A 20,706-nucleotide genomic window follows, 5' to 3' on the forward strand; every position below is an offset into this window, starting at 1 on the left:
AAAATGAGACAAAGCTATTTGGGCTTTGTCTCACTTTTTTTATTTTCATGATCGGTATTTACGCTTTTATCTATTGAGGAGTCTTCTACTTCTTTTTTAGCATCTTGACCAAAGCTCAAAATCTTATCTACATCTTCTTTTCCAAGAAAAGTCCCTATTCCTTCTCCCAGTTGTTTGATTTGCCTCATGATAAAATCTTTATCTTCTACACCCATTCTACTCACCTAGCCCTCTGCTATTTAGATATAGCCATCTACACGGAACTATGCACTTTTTTCTCTTAGTTTATCTGCAAATTCATTGATTTTCCGAATCCGATGATTGATGCCTGATTTTGAAATAGCGCCAGATGGAATCATCTCACCCAACTCTTTCAAACTGACTTCCGGATATTCTAAGCGTAACTCTGCAATCTCCTGCAGTTTCCCTGGTAAAGCAGCCAGTCCAACAACACTTTCAATATACTGAATATTTTCAATTTGTTTCGATGCTGCATCAATAGTTTTATTTAGATTTGCGGTTTCACAATTTACTAAGCGATTCACTGAATTACGCATGTCACGAACAATACGGACATCTTCAAATTTTAGCATTGAATTTGTCGCACCGATCAAGGTTAAGAAATCAGCAATTCTTTCGGCACCTTTCAAATAAGAAATGTAACCATTGCGCCGCTCTAACGTCCTGGCATTTAAATCATAGTAGTTCAGCATCTGGCAAATATCGTCATTATGTTCTTCGTAAATCGAAAATATTTCCAAATGATAACGACTTGTTTCCGGATTATTGACTGAACCGGAAGCCATAAATGCTCCTCTTAAATATGATCTCATTTTTTGTGCATTTCCGATAATATCATCGGATACATGGGTGTTGAACATCATGCCATCTAAAATATCCAAATCTGCTAGGACACTTTTCGTGTCTTGCTTTAGTCGAACGATATACACGTTATTTTTTTTTAGTTTCATTTTTTTGCGGACTAACAATTCCGATCGAACATCGTAATGATCTTTTAAAAGAGAATAGATTCGTCTAGCAATCGCTGCATTTTCGGTTTGAACATTCAGTACAAATTGCTGGTTTACAATACTTAATGATCCGTTCATCCGAATCAAAGCAGCTAACTCAGCCCTAGCATGCTCTCGATGAACCTCTAATGTCGTCAGTTCTTTTTTTACATCTGCTGCAAATGACAAGCTTCAGCCCTCCTCTCTTGTTGATAAGTCCTTAATATCTTGCGCCAAATACGATTCGGAATAGTTCATCTACTACTTTGTCCCCATCGTGAAAAACGCCGCCATCTCGTAATTTTAAAAAGTCCGTGGAAATCACACGACAGCCTTCATCTCGTAATTTTTGGAAGTCATGTTCCACTTGAACTAAGTACTCATCATAAACTTCTGGATCCATATACCCATCAGGAACGTTTTCTGTATTGACTAAAACAGTATCAACAAATTTACTATTTAAATGTTCATGAAGTACACACACATGATCAGCATCCGTAAAATGTTCTGTTTCACCTTTTTGAGTCATGATATTACAAATATAGACGACTTCGCCTTCCGCGTTAATGATCGCCTCTCCGATTTCGTTGATCACCAAATTAGGTAAAATACTTGTGAACATACTACCTGGTCCCAACACGATCATATCCGCTTCCTCAATTGCTTTAACGACTTTTCTAGCCGCTTTGGGTTGCTCATCATCATTCGTATTGGTTACAAAAACATGATCAATTGTTTTACGATCAACGGCAATGCTTGATTCACCGATCGCAGTCGTACCATCTTTAAATACCGCATGAAGAGTCAATGGTCTTTCTGATGAAGGATAGATATGCCCATCTACATGCATCATTTTTGATAATAGCTGAATTGCTTCATAGGTGCTCCCGCGCATTTCTGAAACAGCAGCAATAATCAAATTACCAATTGCGTGATTAGCAAAATAATTGTCTGATTTATCAAACCGATATTGAAAAATATCTTCATAAAGCTGAGGCATATCAGACAATGCAACCAACACATTACGTAAATCTCCTGGTGGTGTCATATTCATTGACTCACGAATCGCTCCACTGCTGCCGCCATCATCAGCAACAGTCACAACAGCTGTGATATCAGCACTTTGGTTCCGCAAGCTTTTTAAAATAACTGGCAAACCCGTCCCACCGCCAACAACGACGATTTTAGGTTTTCTAATCCGGTATGTTTTCATTTTCATGAACGGTTCACCGTCTCTTTCCGCTTGCCTTTATCACGATGTGTGATGTTTACATGATAGTCCTGTTCAAGTTCTTTAGCCACCCGTTCCGTCAAAGCTACTGAGCGATGTTGGCCACCCGTACAGCCGATAGCAATTGTAACACTGGATTTACCTTCTTTTTCATAACCAGGCATCACGTTTTTCAACAAATCGATAAAGCGAGTATAAAAACTTTCTGTCTCTGGAAAACTCATGACATAATCATAAACAGATGAATCTTGACCTGTCAGCGGTCTTAGTTCAGGGATATAATGAGGATTTGGTAAAAAACGCACATCCATCACAATATCAGCATCGATCGGCAACCCATATTTAAAGCCAAATGAAATCAGCTCAACACGAAATTCATGTGTATCTCTTGATTTGAATTCTTCATTGATTCTTTCTCGTAATTGTCTTGGAGATAGTTCAGTCGTATCGATCACAACTTGAGCATCACCTCTGATCTCTTCAAGAATCGCTCGCTCTTTTCTAATGCCTTCTGTGATTAGGCCATCCATTGCTAATGGATGCGCACGGCGCGTTTCTTTATAACGAGAAACTAATTCTTCATCTGTTGCATCTAAAAACATGATCGTTGTGTCGATCAAATTAGTATTTTCTAATTCAACTAACATATCTTGGATTTCTCTAAAAAAGTTACGAGAACGTAAATCAATTACTAAAGCAATTTTCGTTACTTTTCCAGATTCTTTGATCAATTCCCAAAACTTAGGGATTAAACTTGGAGGCATATTATCGATGCAAAAATACCCCATATCTTCAAAACTTTGAATGGCTACAGTCTTCCCTGCCCCGCTCATTCCAGTGATTATCACTAATTGTAAATTATCAGCCATTTTTAACGCTCCTTTGGAAACATTTTACTAATTATAGCATCCCGGGCGTATCAAAGAAAGCTTTTCAAACGATTCTATTGATTTATTCGGATTTTCTTATGAATCGATGCAAATAAAAATTGGAACAGTATTATCTAGTAGTATTGCTTCAGATGAGTATTTAATGGATTACTAAATCACTTCGATTAGAGCCAAAGACACTTTTCTGCTATATTATAACCATATAATAATGGATTCAATATATTTAGTATATATATATAATGAATAAAAAAACATTCGTAAAAAAACAAGAGAACAAAACAAATGTTTTGTTCTCTTGTTTTTTGTTTATATATGTTTGAATAAAATAATTTAAGCAAGTCTCTCTACCTAACTATGCATTCTCAATGACATTAAAATAGGCTAAATTTAAAATAGGCTCATCACAACTTATGACTGGACGATCAGACGGGTGGCATTTAACCACTTTGACTTGCACATCTTCTTCTTTTTTGGAGATGGCTTCCCCTACAAAAAACCAAGAAAAATTTGATTCATGACAAACATAATGTTCACCAATTTTTACTTCTCTTTTTTTCAAGAAAAAATCATCCTTTCATACTATTTTGATATCTATAGAATATCATGTTTTTTAAGAAATTATCATTCAACTTACGTATAGATTCTTTCTTTTTTTGACTTTTTTTAAATGAAAGTGATTAAAAAACATGCGTTTCCGTTCGTTTTATCATTTTATTCTCATTTTTATTTACCAAATAGTTCTCTTATATTTACTTTTTACAGAATAGTCCTTATTTTTTCAAAAAAAAGACAACCTTCAGTGATGAAGGCTGTACTTTTCTTTTTTGAACGGATTATTTATAGAAGGAAAGATATATACCAATTAGGTTGAACAATATATCTATCTGATTGTGATTCTACTGCAACCACTTTAAGAAATCAATACCAATAGACAATTTTGTTCCAAACTTCATACTTTCTTTAAAAACAACGGTAATACTTTCAAAATGGAGTATACCAATTTATAAAACTCGTTTTAAATACTTACCCGTGTAGCTGGCTTTGACTTTGGCGATGTCTTCTGGCGTCCCTGTTGCTACGATCGTTCCACCACCATCTCCACCTTCTGGACCCAAATCAATTACATGGTCAGCCGATTTTATCACATCTAAATTATGCTCAATTACAAGAACCGTATTTCCAGCTTCGACCAATCGTTCCAAAACGACTAGCAATCTCGCAATATCATCAGTATGCAATCCTGTTGTCGGCTCATCTAATATATAGAAATTTTTACCATTTGAATTTTTGTGTAGCTCACTAGCAAGTTTCATTCGCTGTGCTTCTCCACCAGATAGCGTAGTTGCTGGTTGGCCTAAAGTAACATAGCCTAATCCTACATCTACAATTGTTTTCAATTTACGATGAATCTTAGGGATATGTTGGAAGAATGCCACTGCATCTTCAACAGTCATATCCAATATATCAGAAATATTCTTTCCTTTATAATGAACTTCTAGTGTTTCTGAGTTATAACGTTTACCATGACAAACTTCACAAGGAACATAGACATCTGGTAAAAAATGCATTTCAATCTTAATAATTCCGTCGCCACGACATGCTTCACAACGACCGCCCTTCACGTTAAAACTAAAACGTCCTTTTTTGTATCCACGAACCTTAGCTTCATTAGTCTTTGCGAATAAATCGCGAATGTCATCAAACACACTTGTATAGGTCGCTGGATTACTTCTAGGCGTGCGCCCAATCGGACTTTGATCGATATCAATGATCTTTTCGATATGTTTGTATCCAGTAATACTTTTGTGTTTTCCAGGTTTATTCGAATTACGATTGATTTTTTGAGCTAAAGCTTTTTTCAAAATTTGGTTGACCAAGGTACTTTTCCCAGACCCTGAAACGCCAGTTACAGCCACAAATTCTCCTAAAGGAAATTCTACTGTAACATTTTTCAAGTTATTTTCAGCTGCACCAGTAACTTTGATTACTTTACCGTTCCCTTTACGGCGTTCTTTAGGAACTGGGATTACTTTTTTCCCAGATAAATACTGACCAGTTAAAGAATTAGGATTTTTTGCGACTTCATCCGGCGTACCAGAAGCTACGATTTCTCCGCCTAAATGTCCAGCACCAGGTCCCACATCGATCAAGTAATCAGACGCTCGCATTGTGTCTTCATCATGCTCCACGACGATCAAGGTATTGCCTAGATCACGCATTTTCTTCAATGATTCGATCAGACGATCATTATCTCTTTGATGAAGTCCAATCGATGGCTCATCTAAAATATATAAAACACCCGACAAATTAGAACCAATTTGAGTCGCTAAACGAATCCGCTGTGCTTCACCACCCGACAATGTCCCAGCTGCTCTGCTAAGAGTTAAATAATCCAGCCCGACATTTTTTAAAAAGTTCAGACGATCCTCAACTTCCTTTAAAATCGGTTTGGCAATCATTTGTTCTTGTTCAGATAACGTCACTGTTTCGAAAAATTTTACTGCATTTTTAATAGCTAATTCACTGACTTGACCGATATTCGTGTTATCGATTTTAACGGATAAAGCTTGGGGATTCAAACGGTACCCTTTACATGTTTGACAAGTTAATTCAGTCATATATAATCGCATTTGATCACGAGTAAAGTCACTATTTGTTTCATGGTATCGACGTTTGATATTTGTTAAGACACCCTCAAATGGAACTTCCACATCACGCACTCCGCCAAAATCATTTTCATAATGAAAGTGGAAAGGTTCTCCATTCGAACCATTCAAAATAATTTCTTGATGTTCCTCGGGAAGTTCGTTGAATGGTGTATCCATGTCAATATTGAAACTGTCAGCTGCTTGTTCCAACATTTGCGGATAATATTGAGAACTGATTGGATTCCAAGGTGCAATTGCCCCTTCTCGCAATGTTTTAGTTGGATCTGGAATGACTAGATCACGATCGACTTCCAATTTTATTCCTAATCCATCACAATCAGGACACGCTCCAAATGGCGCATTAAAAGAAAACAATCTTGGTTCTAATTCACCTACTGTAAAACCACAGTATGGACAAGCATAATGTTCGCTGAACAACATTTCTTCTCCACCAATTACGTCAACTAGTGCATAACCGTCTGCCAATCTTAAGGCTGCTTCAAATGAATCAAATAAACGGGAACGGATGCCTTCCTTTACAACAATACGATCGATCACGATCGCAATATCATGCTTTTTATTTTTTTCAAGTTCAGGTGCTTCGCTTACATCATAGGTTTCCCCATCTACCCGCATCCGAACATAGCCTTCTCGTTGAATCATTTCAAATACTTTTTTGTGTTGCCCTTTTTTCTTCACGATCACAGGTGCTAGTACTTGGAGCTTCGTTTTTTCCGGCAGTTCTAAGACTTTGTCTACCATCTGTTCAACAGATTGACTCGTGATTTCAGTACCATCATTTGGGCAAATTGGATGCCCTACTCGAGCAAACAACAATCTTAAGTAATCATTGATCTCGGTTACGGTTCCTACTGTTGAGCGTGGGTTTTTACTTGTCGTTTTTTGATCGATCGAAATCGCTGGACTCAACCCATCAATACTGTCTACATCAGGTTTATCCATCTGACCCAAAAATTGTCTTGCGTAAGCTGAAAGACTTTCCACATAACGGCGTTGCCCTTCTGCGTATAGCGTATCAAAAGCTAGTGAACTTTTCCCAGAACCAGAAAGCCCAGTTACTACAACCATTTTGTCACGAGGAATCGTAACATCTATATCTTTTAAATTATGTGCACGTGCGCCATGAATGACGATTTTATCATTTGCCATTACTACTCTCCTTATACTTATTGGTCCGATGCCCCTTACTTCTTAGCGAATAAATTCGCAAGAGTAACGGCTCTCCTTTGCTGTGAAACACAGTGATAATGTTTTTCTGAACTGATGTTGAACAGTACAAGGTGACCGCAGGGAACGTTGATCCTTAGTATCTTCTATTCCCTTTACCTGATGTCCCTTACCTCTTAACGAATAAATTCGCAAGAGTAACGGCTCTCCTTTGCTGTGAAACATGCCAAGAAACACAACGAAGAAATGAGTTGATGTTGAATGCTCCTGCGATTACTCGTCGCACGAAAAGACTTGGTACAAGGTGACTGCAAGGAACGTTGCTTCCTTCTGTTACTAAGACATTGATCCTTATTATTTCCCTTTAGCCCATCCGCCTTACTCTGCTGCTTTCAACTCCAAAATCGTATCTCTTAAAGTCGCCGCGGTTTCAAAGTCCAATGCTTTAGCTGCATCGCGCATTTCTTTTTCTAGCTTCATTAATAAATCGGCTTTTTCTTGACGACTCAATTCATGATAAGATTTATCGATCTTGATTGGTTCACCTTTTTCATTTGTTTTAGAGATTGAAATCAACTCACGGATTTCTTTAATGATTGTTTTCGGTGTAATACCATGTTCTTCGTTATATTTTTCTTGGATCGAACGGCGTCGTGCTGTTTCATCCATCGCTTTTTGCATCGAATCAGTGATTTTATCAGCATACATAATAACGCGACCATCTGAATTACGAGCGGCACGACCAATGGTTTGGATCAGTGAACGCTCACTTCTCAAGAAACCTTCCTTATCAGCATCTAAAATCGCAATCAATGATACTTCAGGTACATCTAACCCTTCACGGAGCAAGTTGATCCCGATCAAGACATCAAATTCACCTAAACGTAAATCTCGAATGATTTCTGTTCGTTCTAAGGTCTTAATGTCACTATGCAGGTATTTGACTTTGATCCCCAACTCTTTAAGATAATCGGTTAAGTCTTCAGACATTTTTTTCGTTAAAGTGGTGATGAATACACGTTGATCCTTCTCAACTCGTTCATGGATCTCGCCTACTAAATCATCGATTTGTCCCATGATCGGACGAACTTCGATCAATGGATCTAATAAGCCTGTCGGACGAATGATCTGAGGAATAACAGTATCTGTTTGTTCATACTCGTATGGTCCAGGTGTTGCAGAAACGTACACCACTTGATGCACATGTTTTTCAAATTCTTCTAACCGTAACGGGCGATTATCCAAAGCACTAGGTAAACGGAAACCATAATCTACCAGCATTTGTTTTCTAGCACGGTCACCATTATACATACCACGAATTTGCGGCATCGACACGTGTGACTCATCGATCACAAGTAAAAAGTCATCTGGGAAAAAGTCAATCAATGTATACGGCGGTTCGCCTTCTGATCGGCCATCCATATGACGAGAATAATTTTCGATACCAGATGTATAGCCCATTTCTCGCATCATTTCGATATCGTAATTTGTTCTCTGCTCCAAACGTTGTGCTTCTAATAATTTATTTTCATTACGTAAAACAGTTAGACGAGCGTCCAGCTCTTCTTGGATTTGCGAAATAGCATGTTCCATATGATCTTCATTGGTCACAAAGTGCGTTGCTGGAAAGATTGCGACATGTTCTGTCTCACCGATCACTTCACCAGTCAATGCATCAACTTCTCGAATCCGCTCAATTTCATCGCCAAAAAATTCAACTCGTAACGCATGATCATCTCGTGATGCTGGGAAAATTTCAACAACATCGCCACGAACACGAAAGCGCCCACGTTGAAAATCTATATCGTTTCGCTCAAATTGAATATTTACTAAATCAGTCAACAGCTGACTACGATCCATCTCCATGCCTACACGAATCGAAACAACTTGCTCACTATACTCTTTGGGATCACCTAAACCAAAAATACATGAGACAGATGCCACTACGATCACATCGTTTCGTTCTAATAATGAACTAGTTGCCGAATGTCGCAATTTATCGATTTCGTCATTGATACTAGCATCTTTTTCAATATATGTATCACTTGAAGGAACATAAGCTTCTGGTTGATAGTAGTCATAATAACTAACAAAATACTCGACCGCGTTATTTGGAAAGAATTCTTTGAACTCTCCATAAAGCTGTCCAGCTAATGTCTTATTATGAGCAATAACTAATGTCGGTTTGTTTACTTCCGTAATGACATTAGACATCGTAAATGTTTTACCGGTTCCCGTAGCACCTAACAAAATCTGTGCTTTCTCTCCGCCTTCGATACCTTCTACTAACCTTTTGATTGCTTCTGGTTGATCTCCATCTGGCTTATATTTTGATACTAAGTCAAATGTATTGGAGGTCTCTCTTTCTATCATTCAACATCCTCCTCTTGCCTATAATAATTGTAAATTCAATTCAATCAAAATGAAAACGATCATGTGTTACACCAAAATATATTCTATTTTTTTGAATGATCACCTTAAAATTGAAAAGAAACTTCTGAAATTATTTTAACATACCGAACATATTTTCGCTAGTTTTAGAACGGATTGCGTATACGCATTCTTTGCTGATTTACATTTTATTTAATCTTTTGTTTGCATCCTTCTGCCACCCAAAAATAGCCGTTAAGATTTTTAACTCATCTCGGATATGTTATATTACGTAACATGTGATGTAAGGAAATGATTTTTTTTTGACTTTATCATGGTGAATGACTTGTGTTTTTGCCTTTTCTTACTATATAATTATCCAATATGCAAATATAGGAGGTATTTTATGAAAAGGAAACACTTTTTACTTTCATTCATTGTAATGATGGCAAGTCTACTGACATTTACCCTTGGGCAGAATGCTCAGGCTGAGGAAAAAACATATAATATAGGAACAGATTTGACATTTGCCCCATTTGAATTTCAAGATTCTAAAGGAGAATATGTAGGAATCGATGTTGATTTACTTCATGCGATCGCTGAGGATCAGAATTTTGAAGTGAATTTGAAACCTTTGGGCTTTGATAGTGCCATTCAAGCTGTCCAATCAAAACAAGTCGATGGCATGATCGCAGGTATGAGTATTACAGATGAACGTAAAAAATCATTCGACTTTTCAGAACCTTATTTTGATAGTGGCTTACAAATGGCCGTCAAAAAAGGCAATGATAAAATCAAAGGCTATGAAGACTTAAAAGGAAAAACTGTAGCCGCAAAAGTAGGGACGGAAAGCGCCACTTTCTTGGAAAAGAATCAAGAAAAATATGACTATACAATCAAAAATTTTGATGATGCTACAGGTCTTTATCAAGCTCTTGAAAATGGTGAAGCCGATGCTATCTTTGATGATTATCCGGTTTTAGGATATGCCATAACAAATGGTCAAAAATTACAGTTAGTCGGTGAAAAAGAAACTGGTAGTTCTTACGGTTTCGCTGTGAAAAAGGGCGAAAAAAAAGAATTGATTGAAAAATTCAATGCTGGTTTAAAAAAACTAAAAAGTTCAGGCAAATATGATGAGATCGTAAGTAAGTATATTTCTACTGGAACTGAAAGCGACTCAGAATCTAAAATGAAAAAAATCCAACCAAAAAAAGACACTTATGTAGTCGCTAGCGATTCGACTTTCGCTCCATTTGAATTTCAAAATTCTGATGGCAAATATGAAGGAATCGATGTTGATTTAGTCAATCGAATCGCAGAACTACAAGATTTTACTATTGAGTTTAAATTTATTGGTTTCAGCTCAGCTGTTCAAGCCGTCGAGTCTGGTCAAGCCGATGCAATGATCGCCGGCATGACGATCACAGATGAACGTGAAAAATCCTTTGACTTTTCTACTCCTTACTTCAATAGTGGAATTCAAATTGCTGTAAAAAAAGGCAATGACAAAATCCATTCTTACGAGGATTTAAAAGATAAAAAAGTCGGCGCTAAAATCGGAACTGAAAGTGCTGATTTCCTTGAAACGAACAAAGATAAGTATGGTTATTCGATCAAATATCTAGATACGACAGACGCATTATACAGTGCACTTGAAATCAATGAGATCGATGCTATGATGGATGACTATCCTGTCATTGGTTATGGTGTGGCTCAAAAACAACCATTAACAACGCCAATTCCACGTGAAGAAGGTGGAAAATATGGATTTGCTGTTAAAAAAGGTAAAAATCCTGAACTGATTCAAATGTTTAATGAAGGTTTAGCAGAATTAAAACGAACTGGTGAATATGATGAAATCATCGGAAAATACGTAAAAGACGGCTCTACTGAAAATAAAGTGGATGAATCAACATTCGTCGGCATGATTCAAAATAACTGGAAACGATTATTAAACGGATTATGGATGACGATTCAATTAACCTTGATTTCATTTATTTTAGCCCTGATCGTGGGAGTACTTTTTGGATTATTCAGTGCCTCACCATCAAAAACTTTACGCGTGATTTCGACGATTTATGTTGATATTATTCGTGGGATTCCCTTAATGGTATTAGCATTCTTTATCTACTTTGGTTTACCAGGAATCCTAGGTTTCAATATTCCAGTATTTCTTGCCGGAATCATTACACTGACCTTAAACGCAAGTGCCTATATCTCTGAAATTGTCCGTGGCGGGATCAATGCAGTACCAGTCGGTCAAATGGAAGCATCACGTAGTTTAGGTCTGTCATACAATCGTACGATGCAAAAAATCATTTTACCACAAGCTATCAAAATCATGATTCCTTCTTTCGTCAATCAATTTGTTATCTCATTAAAAGATACAACGATCCTTTCTGCAATTGGTTTGATCGAGTTGTTGCAAACAGGTAAAATCATCGTTGCTAGAAACTTACAAAGTACCATGGTCTACTTCGTAATTGCCATGATGTATTTGATCTTGATCACAGCCTTGACGAAATTAGCTAAAGTTTTAGAAAAGAAGGTGAAATAATATGGCTGAAAAAATTCTAGTAGAACATTTAGTAAAAAAGTACGGTGATAATACCGTGCTTAACGATATCAATGTGTCCATTCAAGAAGGTGATGTAGTTTGTGTTATCGGTCCTTCTGGTTCTGGTAAAAGTACCTTTCTTCGTTGTTTGAATCAACTTGAAGAAGCAACTAGTGGTGATATTATCATCGATGGTGCTAATCTAACGGATAAAAATACAAATATCAACAAAGTGCGTCAACATATCGGTATGGTGTTTCAACATTTTAATTTGTTCCCTCACTTATCGATCATGGAAAATATTACATTAGCCCCGACTGACCTAGGTCGTCTTTCAAAAAAAGAAGCAGAAGAAAAAGCCATAAAGCTTTTAGATACGGTTGGTCTAGCGGATAAAAAAGATAGCTATCCTGAATCATTATCTGGTGGACAAAAACAACGGGTAGCGATTGCTCGTGCCTTAGCGATGAATCCTGATATCATGTTGTTCGATGAACCAACATCTGCACTTGATCCAGAGATGGTCGGTGATGTACTGAACGTTATGAAAAAATTAGCAAAACAAGGCATGACCATGGTGATCGTAACACATGAGATGGGCTTTGCTAAAGAAGTTGCAAATCGCGTGATGTTTATTGATGGCGGTAATTTCTTAGAAGATGGCACGCCGCAACAAATCTTTGAAAATCCGCAAAACGAACGGACAAAAGATTTCTTGGATAAAGTGCTTAATATTTAGACAAAAAAAGAGAGAATGCTTCTATTGCAGGGCAATCTCTCTTTTTTGCTTTACACTTGATAATTTAGTCTTTTTAAAGTAAATTTGAACAGTCTTCAGAATATCTTTTCCTAAAAAAGGAGTGTTACTAAATGAAACGATTATACACTTTTTTTACCGATGATTTATTATTTTCACTTTCGCTTCTGGTTGCTCTCATCAGTTGTGCATTTGGTCGATTCTCTTTAGACTCAATTGATTTTAAAGTTATTTTTTGTTTATTGGGTTTGATGCTTTTGGTTAAAAATTTTGAAAAACTAGGGATTCTAACTTATTTTGCTGATAAGATGATCGATTATTCTGCTAATACCCGCAGTTTGATCCGAAATATTGTGATCTTATCCTTTATTAGTTCTATGATTTTGACGAATGATGTCGCAATACTTACATTAATGCCAATTTACTTAACGATCATCAAAAAATTTCCAGAAATGGAAAATAAGGTTTTTGGGGCCGTTTTACTGATTGTTGCGGCAAATTTAGGGAGTAGTTTTTTCCCCTTTGGGAATCCACAAAACCTCTTTTTATTTTCGTATTATTCTCTCTCCACGTTGATTTTTTTTAAGTGGTCTATTGTACTACTTTTTTCTTCAACTTTGTTTTTATTGATTTCTTTTCTGTTTATAAAGAAAAGCGTGATTCCCACACAGCATACTTTGATTCCAACAATCAACAAGAAGAAAACAGTTTTCTTAAGTATGATTGGAGGGTTGATTCTTTTAGGCATTTTTAATGCTCTGCCTTATTATATTGTCATTCCAATTGCTGTGATAATCCTCACTGTTTATGATAAAGAGTTGCTTACACAACTTGACTATAAATTGTTAGGGACGTTCATTTTTTTCTTTATTGCTGTTGGAAATTTTGCACAAGTAGAATTACTTTCTTCATTTATAAAGGTACAATTTACGACAAGTACTCGGACTTTTTTTGGCAGTATTCTAGTCAGTCAAATTATTAGTAATGTTCCCGCAGCCATTTTGATTGCGCCATTTACAGACCAAGCTCAAGCACTTTTTTGGGGTGTGAATGTTGGCGGTTTAGGAACTATTATTGCTTCTTTAGCAAATCTGATCGGATTCAAATTGTATAAAGAGTATTATCCTACCCAATCAAAAACATTTCTTTGGCAGTTCACTGCTGTGAATCTAGTATTTTTACTTTTCTTTCTCTTATTTTTTGCTTTTATACTATAAAAAAATTCGACACACAACGATCAATCGCTTTGTGTCGAATTTTTTGTTTTAGTAATTAATTCGCAATCGCTTCAAGTCTAGCTTTTACATCTTGTTCAGAAAGTTCATTTCTCATCACATAACGATTTGCTGGATGATGACGACACTCATCTGAACAGCTGCCAAGGTATTTTGCTTCATTTTCTTCTGAGGCTAAAATTTGTTTATTACAGAATGGATTAGCACAATTAATATAACGTTCGCAAGGCGTGCCATCAAACCAATCTTTTCCGATGATTTTTTTATCAACATGATTGATTTCAACACTGATTCGTTCATCAAAGACGTACATCTTCCCATCCCATAACTCACCTCTTGTTTCTGGGTCTTTCCCATAAACAGCGATACCGCCATGTAGCTGAGCAACATCTTCAAAGCCTTCTTTGATCAACCATCCAGAAAATTTCTCACAGCGAATACCGCCAGTACAGTATGTTACCACTTTTTTATCCATAAATTGTTCTTTATTGTCTCTGATCCATTGTGGTAATTCTCTAAAGTTACGAATATCAGGACGAACAGCCCCTCTAAAGTGACCTAGATCATACTCATAATCATTTCGAGCATCAATCACTACTGTATCTTCATCTAGAAGTGCTTCTTTAAATTCAGTAGGCTCCAAATATTTCCCTGTTAACTCTAATGGATTCACATCTTCTTCCAGACTCAAAGAAACCAGTTCTTTTCTAGGACGGACAAACATTTTATGAAAGGCATTTTCTGGCACCTCATCGATTTTGAAATACGTATCCTTGAAACGCTCATCTGCTAACATTGCTTCCATATAAGCATCTGTATCAGCAATCGTACCTGAAAGTGTCCCATTGATCCCTTCAGTCGCTACTAAAATTCTACCTTTTAAGTTCAACGATTTACAAAAAGCTAAATGCTCCTTTGCAAATTCTTCTGGGTTTTCGATCGTCGTATATTTGTAATACAGTAATACGCGGTAATCCATTTTATCTTACTCCTTTTTTCTAGAAACTGCTTAGCTATCTCCAAAATAACCGTACAATTCCCATTTTCTATTCATACGTACTAAGTATATAAAAAAAGAAATACGAAAAGCGAGGTATTTGCTTGTGGAATAGTGAACATAAAGCGAAAGGCGAAATGAACCGATTAGCTCTGACAGAAAAATAGAATTCATCTTTTTTCCGAAGAGCTGGTTTATATAGCTAGATCATGAAAAGCGGAATGAACCATTAACACGCACTGAAAATAGAAAAACTACCCGCACTTAAAAAAAATGTGGGTAGTTCATTTAAATTGACTCTTTATTGACCAGATACTGCAAAATAATTTTCATCATTGTCTGCAAAGTTGAAGACTAAACCAGTTGGTAATTGTACTAATTCACCAACACGCACGTCAGCATCTTTCATTTTTTTATATAGCTCCACTACATCTTCTGCAAAAAACATCAATGATGGTGTATTTCCTGCAACTTCTGGTGAATGTTTTTGGATAAATGCTAAGTCATATAACACAATCATTGTTTCTGCAGTTTCAATTGGTGCAATCTCTACTACTAGGGTACCGTCCACTGCATCTCTTTCTTTTTCTACAAAGCCAATTTTTTGCCAGAATTGGCTTGATTCTTCTACATTTGTGACGTATAACATGATTTTGATTTGATTGGTAAACATGGTTTTAGCTCCTCATCATTTTTTTCTCATTTTAAACTAAATGCTTTTTCATTATATACTTTTTATCATAGCTTATGATAGCTTATCATAAAGAACAATAATATAAAAATTAATAATCTTGCCCACATATAAAGCCTGTAGCGATTAAATCTACAGACTTTTATTTTTTGATTTGAAAAAGCTGAACATAATGAGATGGATAGAATTTCGTAATATTTTATTTAGGTTAATCAATAAAATTAGGGCGTTTCTTTTTTCTACTCCTATTGTATGCTTTGTATTTTCCATTATCTTCTCTAAAACTAGAAATCACATTCTGATTATTAAGATATGTTAATATATTTTCACTTGTTTCATTTATCTCGAAAGTGGGTTCTTTTTTATCAAATAGAGTTGCAAATATTGGGAGACTTAGATTAGTAAGGGTCTCAACAAGGTTATTGAGGCCAATATTTTTAATATTTCTGCTCATTAATAATTGTTTATCCTCTAATTCTATATTTTCATCATTCAGTATAGTATCTAATAGTTTTTTTGATAGATTAATACTTTGATTAATTATAGAGTTTAAATTGATTTTAACTTGTTTGTACACTTCAGTTTTGATTATATTAGGTTGAGTGTCATATACTTCGCAAATATATTCTAAATCTTTAGTATTGAAACGATTGGACAATATATATGCTACCAACTCATTGCTAAAATAGTCATTACTTATAGAAATTTTTTCATCTGTCTCGAAACATTCCACAAGTGCCTTCTGTTGTTCAATTGATAAATCTTTACTTTGATATAGTACAGTATATAGCTCTTCATAATACACTTTATTTTCTTCCTCTGTGAGATCTACAGCTTGTACGAGATCAATATAATCGTCGATATTTTTCAATATGAATTTTGTTAAATACTCTGGATAACTGTTTCTGAAAGTTTCTAATGATGTCTCATTCAATGCAATACTATTGCATTCTATTAGTATTTCAATTTTTTCTGCAGATATGTTTTCATATTCAAAAGCAACGAAGTGTCTGCTAACTTTCTTTATAATGTCTCTATATAATTCATTGGGTATATTATTGTTCTGCGCAGTTTTTCCGAAGAAGCTTTTAGTCTTTCCACTTTTAATAAGTTCATTGGCTTTTACTTTATCAAAAGAATAGTCAGTATTTTCATCTTTTATAAATTCTATTAATTCATCTGACCACTCATTTTTTTGGCTAGAGAAATAATTCATGATATTTGTTTCATTCGCTCTGGCTTTCCTATTATTGATTATAGAGGGATAGTTTTCTTTGTAATTTATTTTATCTAGTTCTAAATCATTTACTTCTAAACTGCGAATGTACTTATCGCTTTCTGTAAAAGATAAATATTCGTTATTCAGTAATCTATAAATGCTCTCTAAATCATCATCTATTCTTTCTTTAGAGAAGCTAATATACTTATTTACATAGTTATCTATTTCATCTGCACTTTCAATATAGTTTAGAATTGAGTTATCATCTATATTATGGATGGTTGCGTAATTTTTATGTCTAATTTGCGAATCATCGGTTATATTGAAAAAATGGCCTAGTGCATTAGATAAGTTATCGAAATTGATTTCGTATAAATTATTTTTAAATATTACATCCGCTATGTTCTCATTTATTTCTGAGAAACTTACCACTTTAAAACAGGGAGAGAGGGTTGTTATATTTTCAATGAGATATCCGTTAGCGTCTATAGGCTCAGTCAAGAAATTAGTTGACGTACTAATAAATTCTCTCAGTAATGCATTGGTGGCTAAGTTACTGGTTTTAAACTGACTACTATCTAAAAATGTCAATAGTGCCATTGAAAATTTGCTCAACTGATCATCCGAGAAGTAGTTAATAGAAAAAACATCTGCAAACAAACTATTGTCATATTTCAATATTGATAAGATAAGCTCATTCTGGGTATCTATTTCGTAGTGTAAAAATGACTCTATGATAAACTGAATTTTCCCATGATTCTTAATCATCTGAAAATATATATCTAGGTAATTAGTTATATGAGGATTAAATTTTGTTAAAAGCATATACTCTAGTAAATCAAAATTTAAAGACTCCGTTCTTGAAAAGTCAGAAACATCCATCCTATCTAAGACTTCGGCTTTCACATCTTCCTGTTTTGTTAAAGAAAAGCTCCAATCTAATGCTTTTTCATCAGAAATACTTCTTAGGAAGTTTTTATCATTTATTCTCAAACTGTTATCATAAAAATAAGTAATGTAATCTGAGTAGCCTTCATTAATATAACCATTGCGAATTAAAAAGACTATTAATTCAAAATATTCATTTTTTTCTATAGTTTTATAAGAATCTTTTGCTAATTTAACAATTTCATCTTTTGAAATAATATCCTTAATTTTACAGTTTTTTAATGATTTTAGTTCTATACTTAGATTATCTAATTCCTCTTGAATACTTGTTTTTGCATGTCTATCTAAAAGTAATTCTTTTCGTTTAATAAAATCAGGCTTCTCTTCAATTTTATTCTTAATCGTCTCAAAAGTAATACTAGACCAATTGTAATTATCAGACATATATTGAATTGTTTCTTGTGTATCTCTCATTGCAGAAATAAATTTTCCACCATTAGAAAAATGCTCTAGACGCTTATCAATGCCAATTCGTAAAGTATATGGCATATAGAAAGACATAAGCTCGTCTATTGAAGAAGCGAGCTCGTTATCGGCATTACTGAGACGTTTTTGTAAAATCTCAATGTCTTCTTTTATATCTACCTCACGAGTTAGAATATAATTTTTTTTCTCTTCAAACAGGTTATATACAAAACCTCTGTTAAATAATAAATCAGAAAAGTCTTTAGGAAAAATATTTTTATAAGTAAGAAGTGCTAATAGTTCATTATTGTTTAAGTTTAATTTTTTGATATTAATTCTTCTGGAATAAATTAGAAATTCATTATAGATATTCTTCATTAATCTCATATCATCTATATAAAGAGAAATTTTTTGTAAAAAATTCCGATCAAATTTTTTATAAATTGAACTTGCATCTAATAATTCCTTCAATTTTTCATAGGAATTTGTACTTGTTATAACGGGTACAATTGGGATAATAAAATCAAAAAATTTAGTTCTATCTTTTGATAAAAAGAGATCATCTTTTAAAAGATATAGAAATCTTATTTTATTTCTTTTCTTAGATTTAAACCAATTTTTTTCAGATTCTAGCTTATTATTAACTAGTGTATTAATTTCCTTTAGCTTCTCAAAGATCCCATCAACTTCAAATCTATCAATATCTTCCAATACTATGACATCCGCTTTGGATTGCACAAACAAGTATAAAACATCATCAAGAAATTTGTCAAAGTAAGAAGCATCTGTTTCTGCAAATATTTCTATATCACTTTCAATACCACTACTTTTAAAAGAGAATCCTTTAAATATCCTTCTGTTTAGCTGAGTAACAATTAGTTTATATATCAAATAAAAGGAAGATAATAAAATTATCATAATAGCTAATTTATCCATGGTGTTTTTACTCGGGACTGGAAAAATTGATTGTAACTTATAAAAGTCTAAGAAAAAAATCTTTAAATAGCTTACCCAAGGAGTTGCATTGAGAAGATATAATATTGACAGTACGGATAATAAAAACAAACTAGTAATAAGAAATATGGATTGTCTTTTTACTTTCTTCTTAGTTCGAAATATTGTCTGGGGAATCTCTTTAGAATCTATCTGATGAAGCAATTGATTGAGAATTTTTCCCTCTAATATCTTTTCTTGAGCGTCACTAATTTCTTCTGGGGTCTTAGTATTTTCGTTTTTATCAAAATGAGCTAATGAAATATGAAGAAATTTTAATTTTGAATTTTGCTTATAACTTTCCAAGATACTGCTCTTACCAGATCCATAAACCCCTGTCAAGGCTATATTATCTATGTCTTCATCTGTAAATACATAATCAAGTGCTTCTTTGTACCCAGAAAGGGCTTCATCGCTTATGCTTTTTTCAGGAGTTAACTTTTGAAAATTAGGATTAAATTCAGGCTCAATATCTTCGATACTTTCTTCCACTTCTTTCATTAGACCATCGTTTTTTAAGAGTTTTTGATTATTTTCCATGGTTTTCTTAACATCTCCTTGCAGTCAATCCTTTTATACATATTATAACATGTATATTCATTAGTAATTAGTATAATATATTTATAAAAACCTCCTGTACTATATACATATATCAACAAAATAATGTATATGGAGGCAGATGAAATGATAAGATACCAAAATATGAAGTTCAAGGATCTAGAAAAACTAGATGTAGTAAAGGTTGGATATGCTAGAGTTAGCTCATTAGATGATCGGCAAAAACTGGGGCTGTCCATCCAGACAGAGGCATTGAAGGATTGCAACGTTCTATTCAAAGAGAAAAAATCAGGAAGTGATGACGATCGCCCACAGCTCGATAAAGCAATTAAACTTACCAAACAACTAGCCAGTGACGGCAAACAAGTAATGTTTTGTGTCTACAAGATGGACAGGCTAAGCCGTAAAACCTCTACTCTCCTAAAAATTGTAGAAGAACTAAAAGAAGCAAATATCGAATTTGTCAGTATTAAAGAAAATATAGATACATCTACGCCAACAGGCATACTAATGTACCAGTTACTTGGTATATTTGCAGAATTTGAGCTAAACAATATTAAACAACGAACTCGTGAAGGGCTACAAAAAGCCCGTGAAAACGGAGTGAGATTAGGAAGACCTGATTTAACCGAAAAGAAAAAACAGCAGATATTAGACCTATACCAATTAAACTCAATGACGGTGGCGGATATATCAAAACGCCTCAATATTAGTGAGAGCTCAATCTACAAAACACTACGAGATAGCCAAGTTAAGCGACGTAAACCGAAAAACAGTTCTTTAAAACACTAGTAATTTATGTTAAACTTTTGATATAGCCATTTGTTTTTATATCGAACGTTAAAAACAGACAACTGATTAAGCAATTATACATATAAATATTTACTTCAAAACGCTGATTTAATAAGGTTTTTACCTTGTTAGGTTGGCGTTTTTTGTTATCTTCTTATTTCGTTCGATATAAACAGTTGAATAACGGAGGTGAAAAGTAGCTTTACTAAATGGA

The 20,706-nt window shown here is 34.6% G+C and carries 14 protein-coding genes; 4 read left to right on the forward strand and 10 right to left on the reverse strand.

The window, feature by feature from the left end; all coding sequences use genetic code 11:
• Positions 1-14 precede the first annotated feature (14 nt).
• The 7 genes from ATZ35_RS16505 to uvrB all read right to left on the reverse strand — a co-directional run bounded on the left by ATZ35_RS16505 (position 15) and on the right by uvrB (position 9,340).
• Positions 15-215 (reverse strand): hypothetical protein, encoded by a 201-nt coding sequence (locus ATZ35_RS16505; protein WP_208928198.1) that lies wholly within the window; start codon positions 213-215, stop codon positions 15-17.
• A 48-nt stretch (positions 216-263) separates the two neighbouring features.
• Positions 264-1,199, reverse strand: a complete 936-nt coding sequence (whiA, locus tag ATZ35_RS16510) for a DNA-binding protein WhiA (RefSeq protein WP_208928199.1) — start codon at positions 1,197-1,199, stop codon at positions 264-266.
• A gap of 31 nt (positions 1,200-1,230) precedes the next feature.
• A complete protein-coding gene (locus ATZ35_RS16515; RefSeq protein WP_208928200.1) occupies positions 1,231-2,229 on the reverse strand; it encodes a gluconeogenesis factor YvcK family protein in 999 nt (332 codons plus the stop codon).
• Positions 2,226-3,110, reverse strand: coding sequence for an RNase adapter RapZ (gene rapZ / locus ATZ35_RS16520; RefSeq protein WP_208928201.1), 885 nt, complete (start codon positions 3,108-3,110; stop codon positions 2,226-2,228). The genes ATZ35_RS16515 and rapZ overlap by 4 nt, the downstream gene beginning before the upstream one ends.
• Before the next feature lie 373 nt (positions 3,111-3,483).
• A complete protein-coding gene (locus ATZ35_RS16525) occupies positions 3,484-3,690 on the reverse strand; it encodes a hypothetical protein (RefSeq protein ID WP_086278899.1) in 207 nt (68 codons plus the stop codon).
• Positions 3,691-4,132: 442 nt separating this feature from the next.
• A complete protein-coding gene (uvrA, locus tag ATZ35_RS16530; protein WP_208928202.1) occupies positions 4,133-6,949 on the reverse strand; it encodes an excinuclease ABC subunit UvrA in 2,817 nt (938 codons plus the stop codon).
• A gap of 396 nt (positions 6,950-7,345) precedes the next feature.
• Positions 7,346-9,340 carry an excinuclease ABC subunit UvrB gene (gene uvrB, locus ATZ35_RS16535; RefSeq protein ID WP_208928203.1) on the reverse strand — a complete coding sequence of 665 codons (1,995 nt, stop codon included), beginning with the start codon at positions 9,338-9,340 and terminating at the stop codon, positions 7,346-7,348.
• Between the two features lie 403 nt (positions 9,341-9,743).
• On the opposite strand from uvrB, the gene ATZ35_RS16540 reads away from it, so the two are divergent.
• The 3 genes from ATZ35_RS16540 to ATZ35_RS16550 all read left to right on the forward strand — a co-directional run bounded on the left by ATZ35_RS16540 (position 9,744) and on the right by ATZ35_RS16550 (position 13,871).
• The gene (locus tag ATZ35_RS16540; protein WP_208928204.1) at positions 9,744-11,897 is read left to right on the forward strand and encodes an amino acid ABC transporter substrate-binding protein/permease; all 2,154 of its coding nucleotides are present in this window, start codon (positions 9,744-9,746) and stop codon (positions 11,895-11,897) included.
• Position 11,898: 1 nt separating this feature from the next.
• Positions 11,899-12,636, forward strand: a complete 738-nt coding sequence (locus tag ATZ35_RS16545; RefSeq protein WP_010760672.1) for an amino acid ABC transporter ATP-binding protein — start codon at positions 11,899-11,901, stop codon at positions 12,634-12,636.
• Positions 12,637-12,767: 131 nt separating this feature from the next.
• Positions 12,768-13,871 (forward strand): SLC13 family permease, encoded by a 1,104-nt coding sequence (locus tag ATZ35_RS16550; protein WP_208928205.1) that lies wholly within the window; start codon positions 12,768-12,770, stop codon positions 13,869-13,871.
• Between the two features lie 55 nt (positions 13,872-13,926).
• Here the strand turns inward: ATZ35_RS16550 and trhO are convergent, their stop codons facing one another.
• From trhO to ATZ35_RS16565, 3 genes are all read right to left on the reverse strand, one after another.
• Complete coding sequence (gene trhO, locus ATZ35_RS16555) at positions 13,927-14,868, reverse strand: oxygen-dependent tRNA uridine(34) hydroxylase TrhO (RefSeq protein WP_208928206.1); 942 nt, start codon at positions 14,866-14,868, stop codon at positions 13,927-13,929.
• A gap of 319 nt (positions 14,869-15,187) precedes the next feature.
• Positions 15,188-15,559 carry a VOC family protein gene (locus ATZ35_RS16560; RefSeq protein ID WP_208928207.1) on the reverse strand — a complete coding sequence of 124 codons (372 nt, stop codon included), beginning with the start codon at positions 15,557-15,559 and terminating at the stop codon, positions 15,188-15,190.
• A 226-nt stretch (positions 15,560-15,785) separates the two neighbouring features.
• Positions 15,786-19,682 (reverse strand): YobI family P-loop NTPase, encoded by a 3,897-nt coding sequence (locus ATZ35_RS16565; RefSeq protein ID WP_208928208.1) that lies wholly within the window; start codon positions 19,680-19,682, stop codon positions 15,786-15,788.
• 144 nt (positions 19,683-19,826) lie between these two features.
• Here ATZ35_RS16565 and ATZ35_RS16570 point away from each other — a divergent pair, with 144 nt between their 5' ends.
• On the forward strand, positions 19,827-20,492 hold the full coding sequence (locus tag ATZ35_RS16570; protein ID WP_244148184.1) for a recombinase family protein: 666 nt from the start codon (positions 19,827-19,829) through the stop codon (positions 20,490-20,492).
• Positions 20,493-20,706 lie beyond the last annotated feature (214 nt).

The sequence above is a fragment of the Enterococcus rotai genome, from assembly GCF_001465345.1.
Lineage (GTDB): Bacteria > Bacillota > Bacilli > Lactobacillales > Enterococcaceae > Enterococcus_L > Enterococcus_L rotai.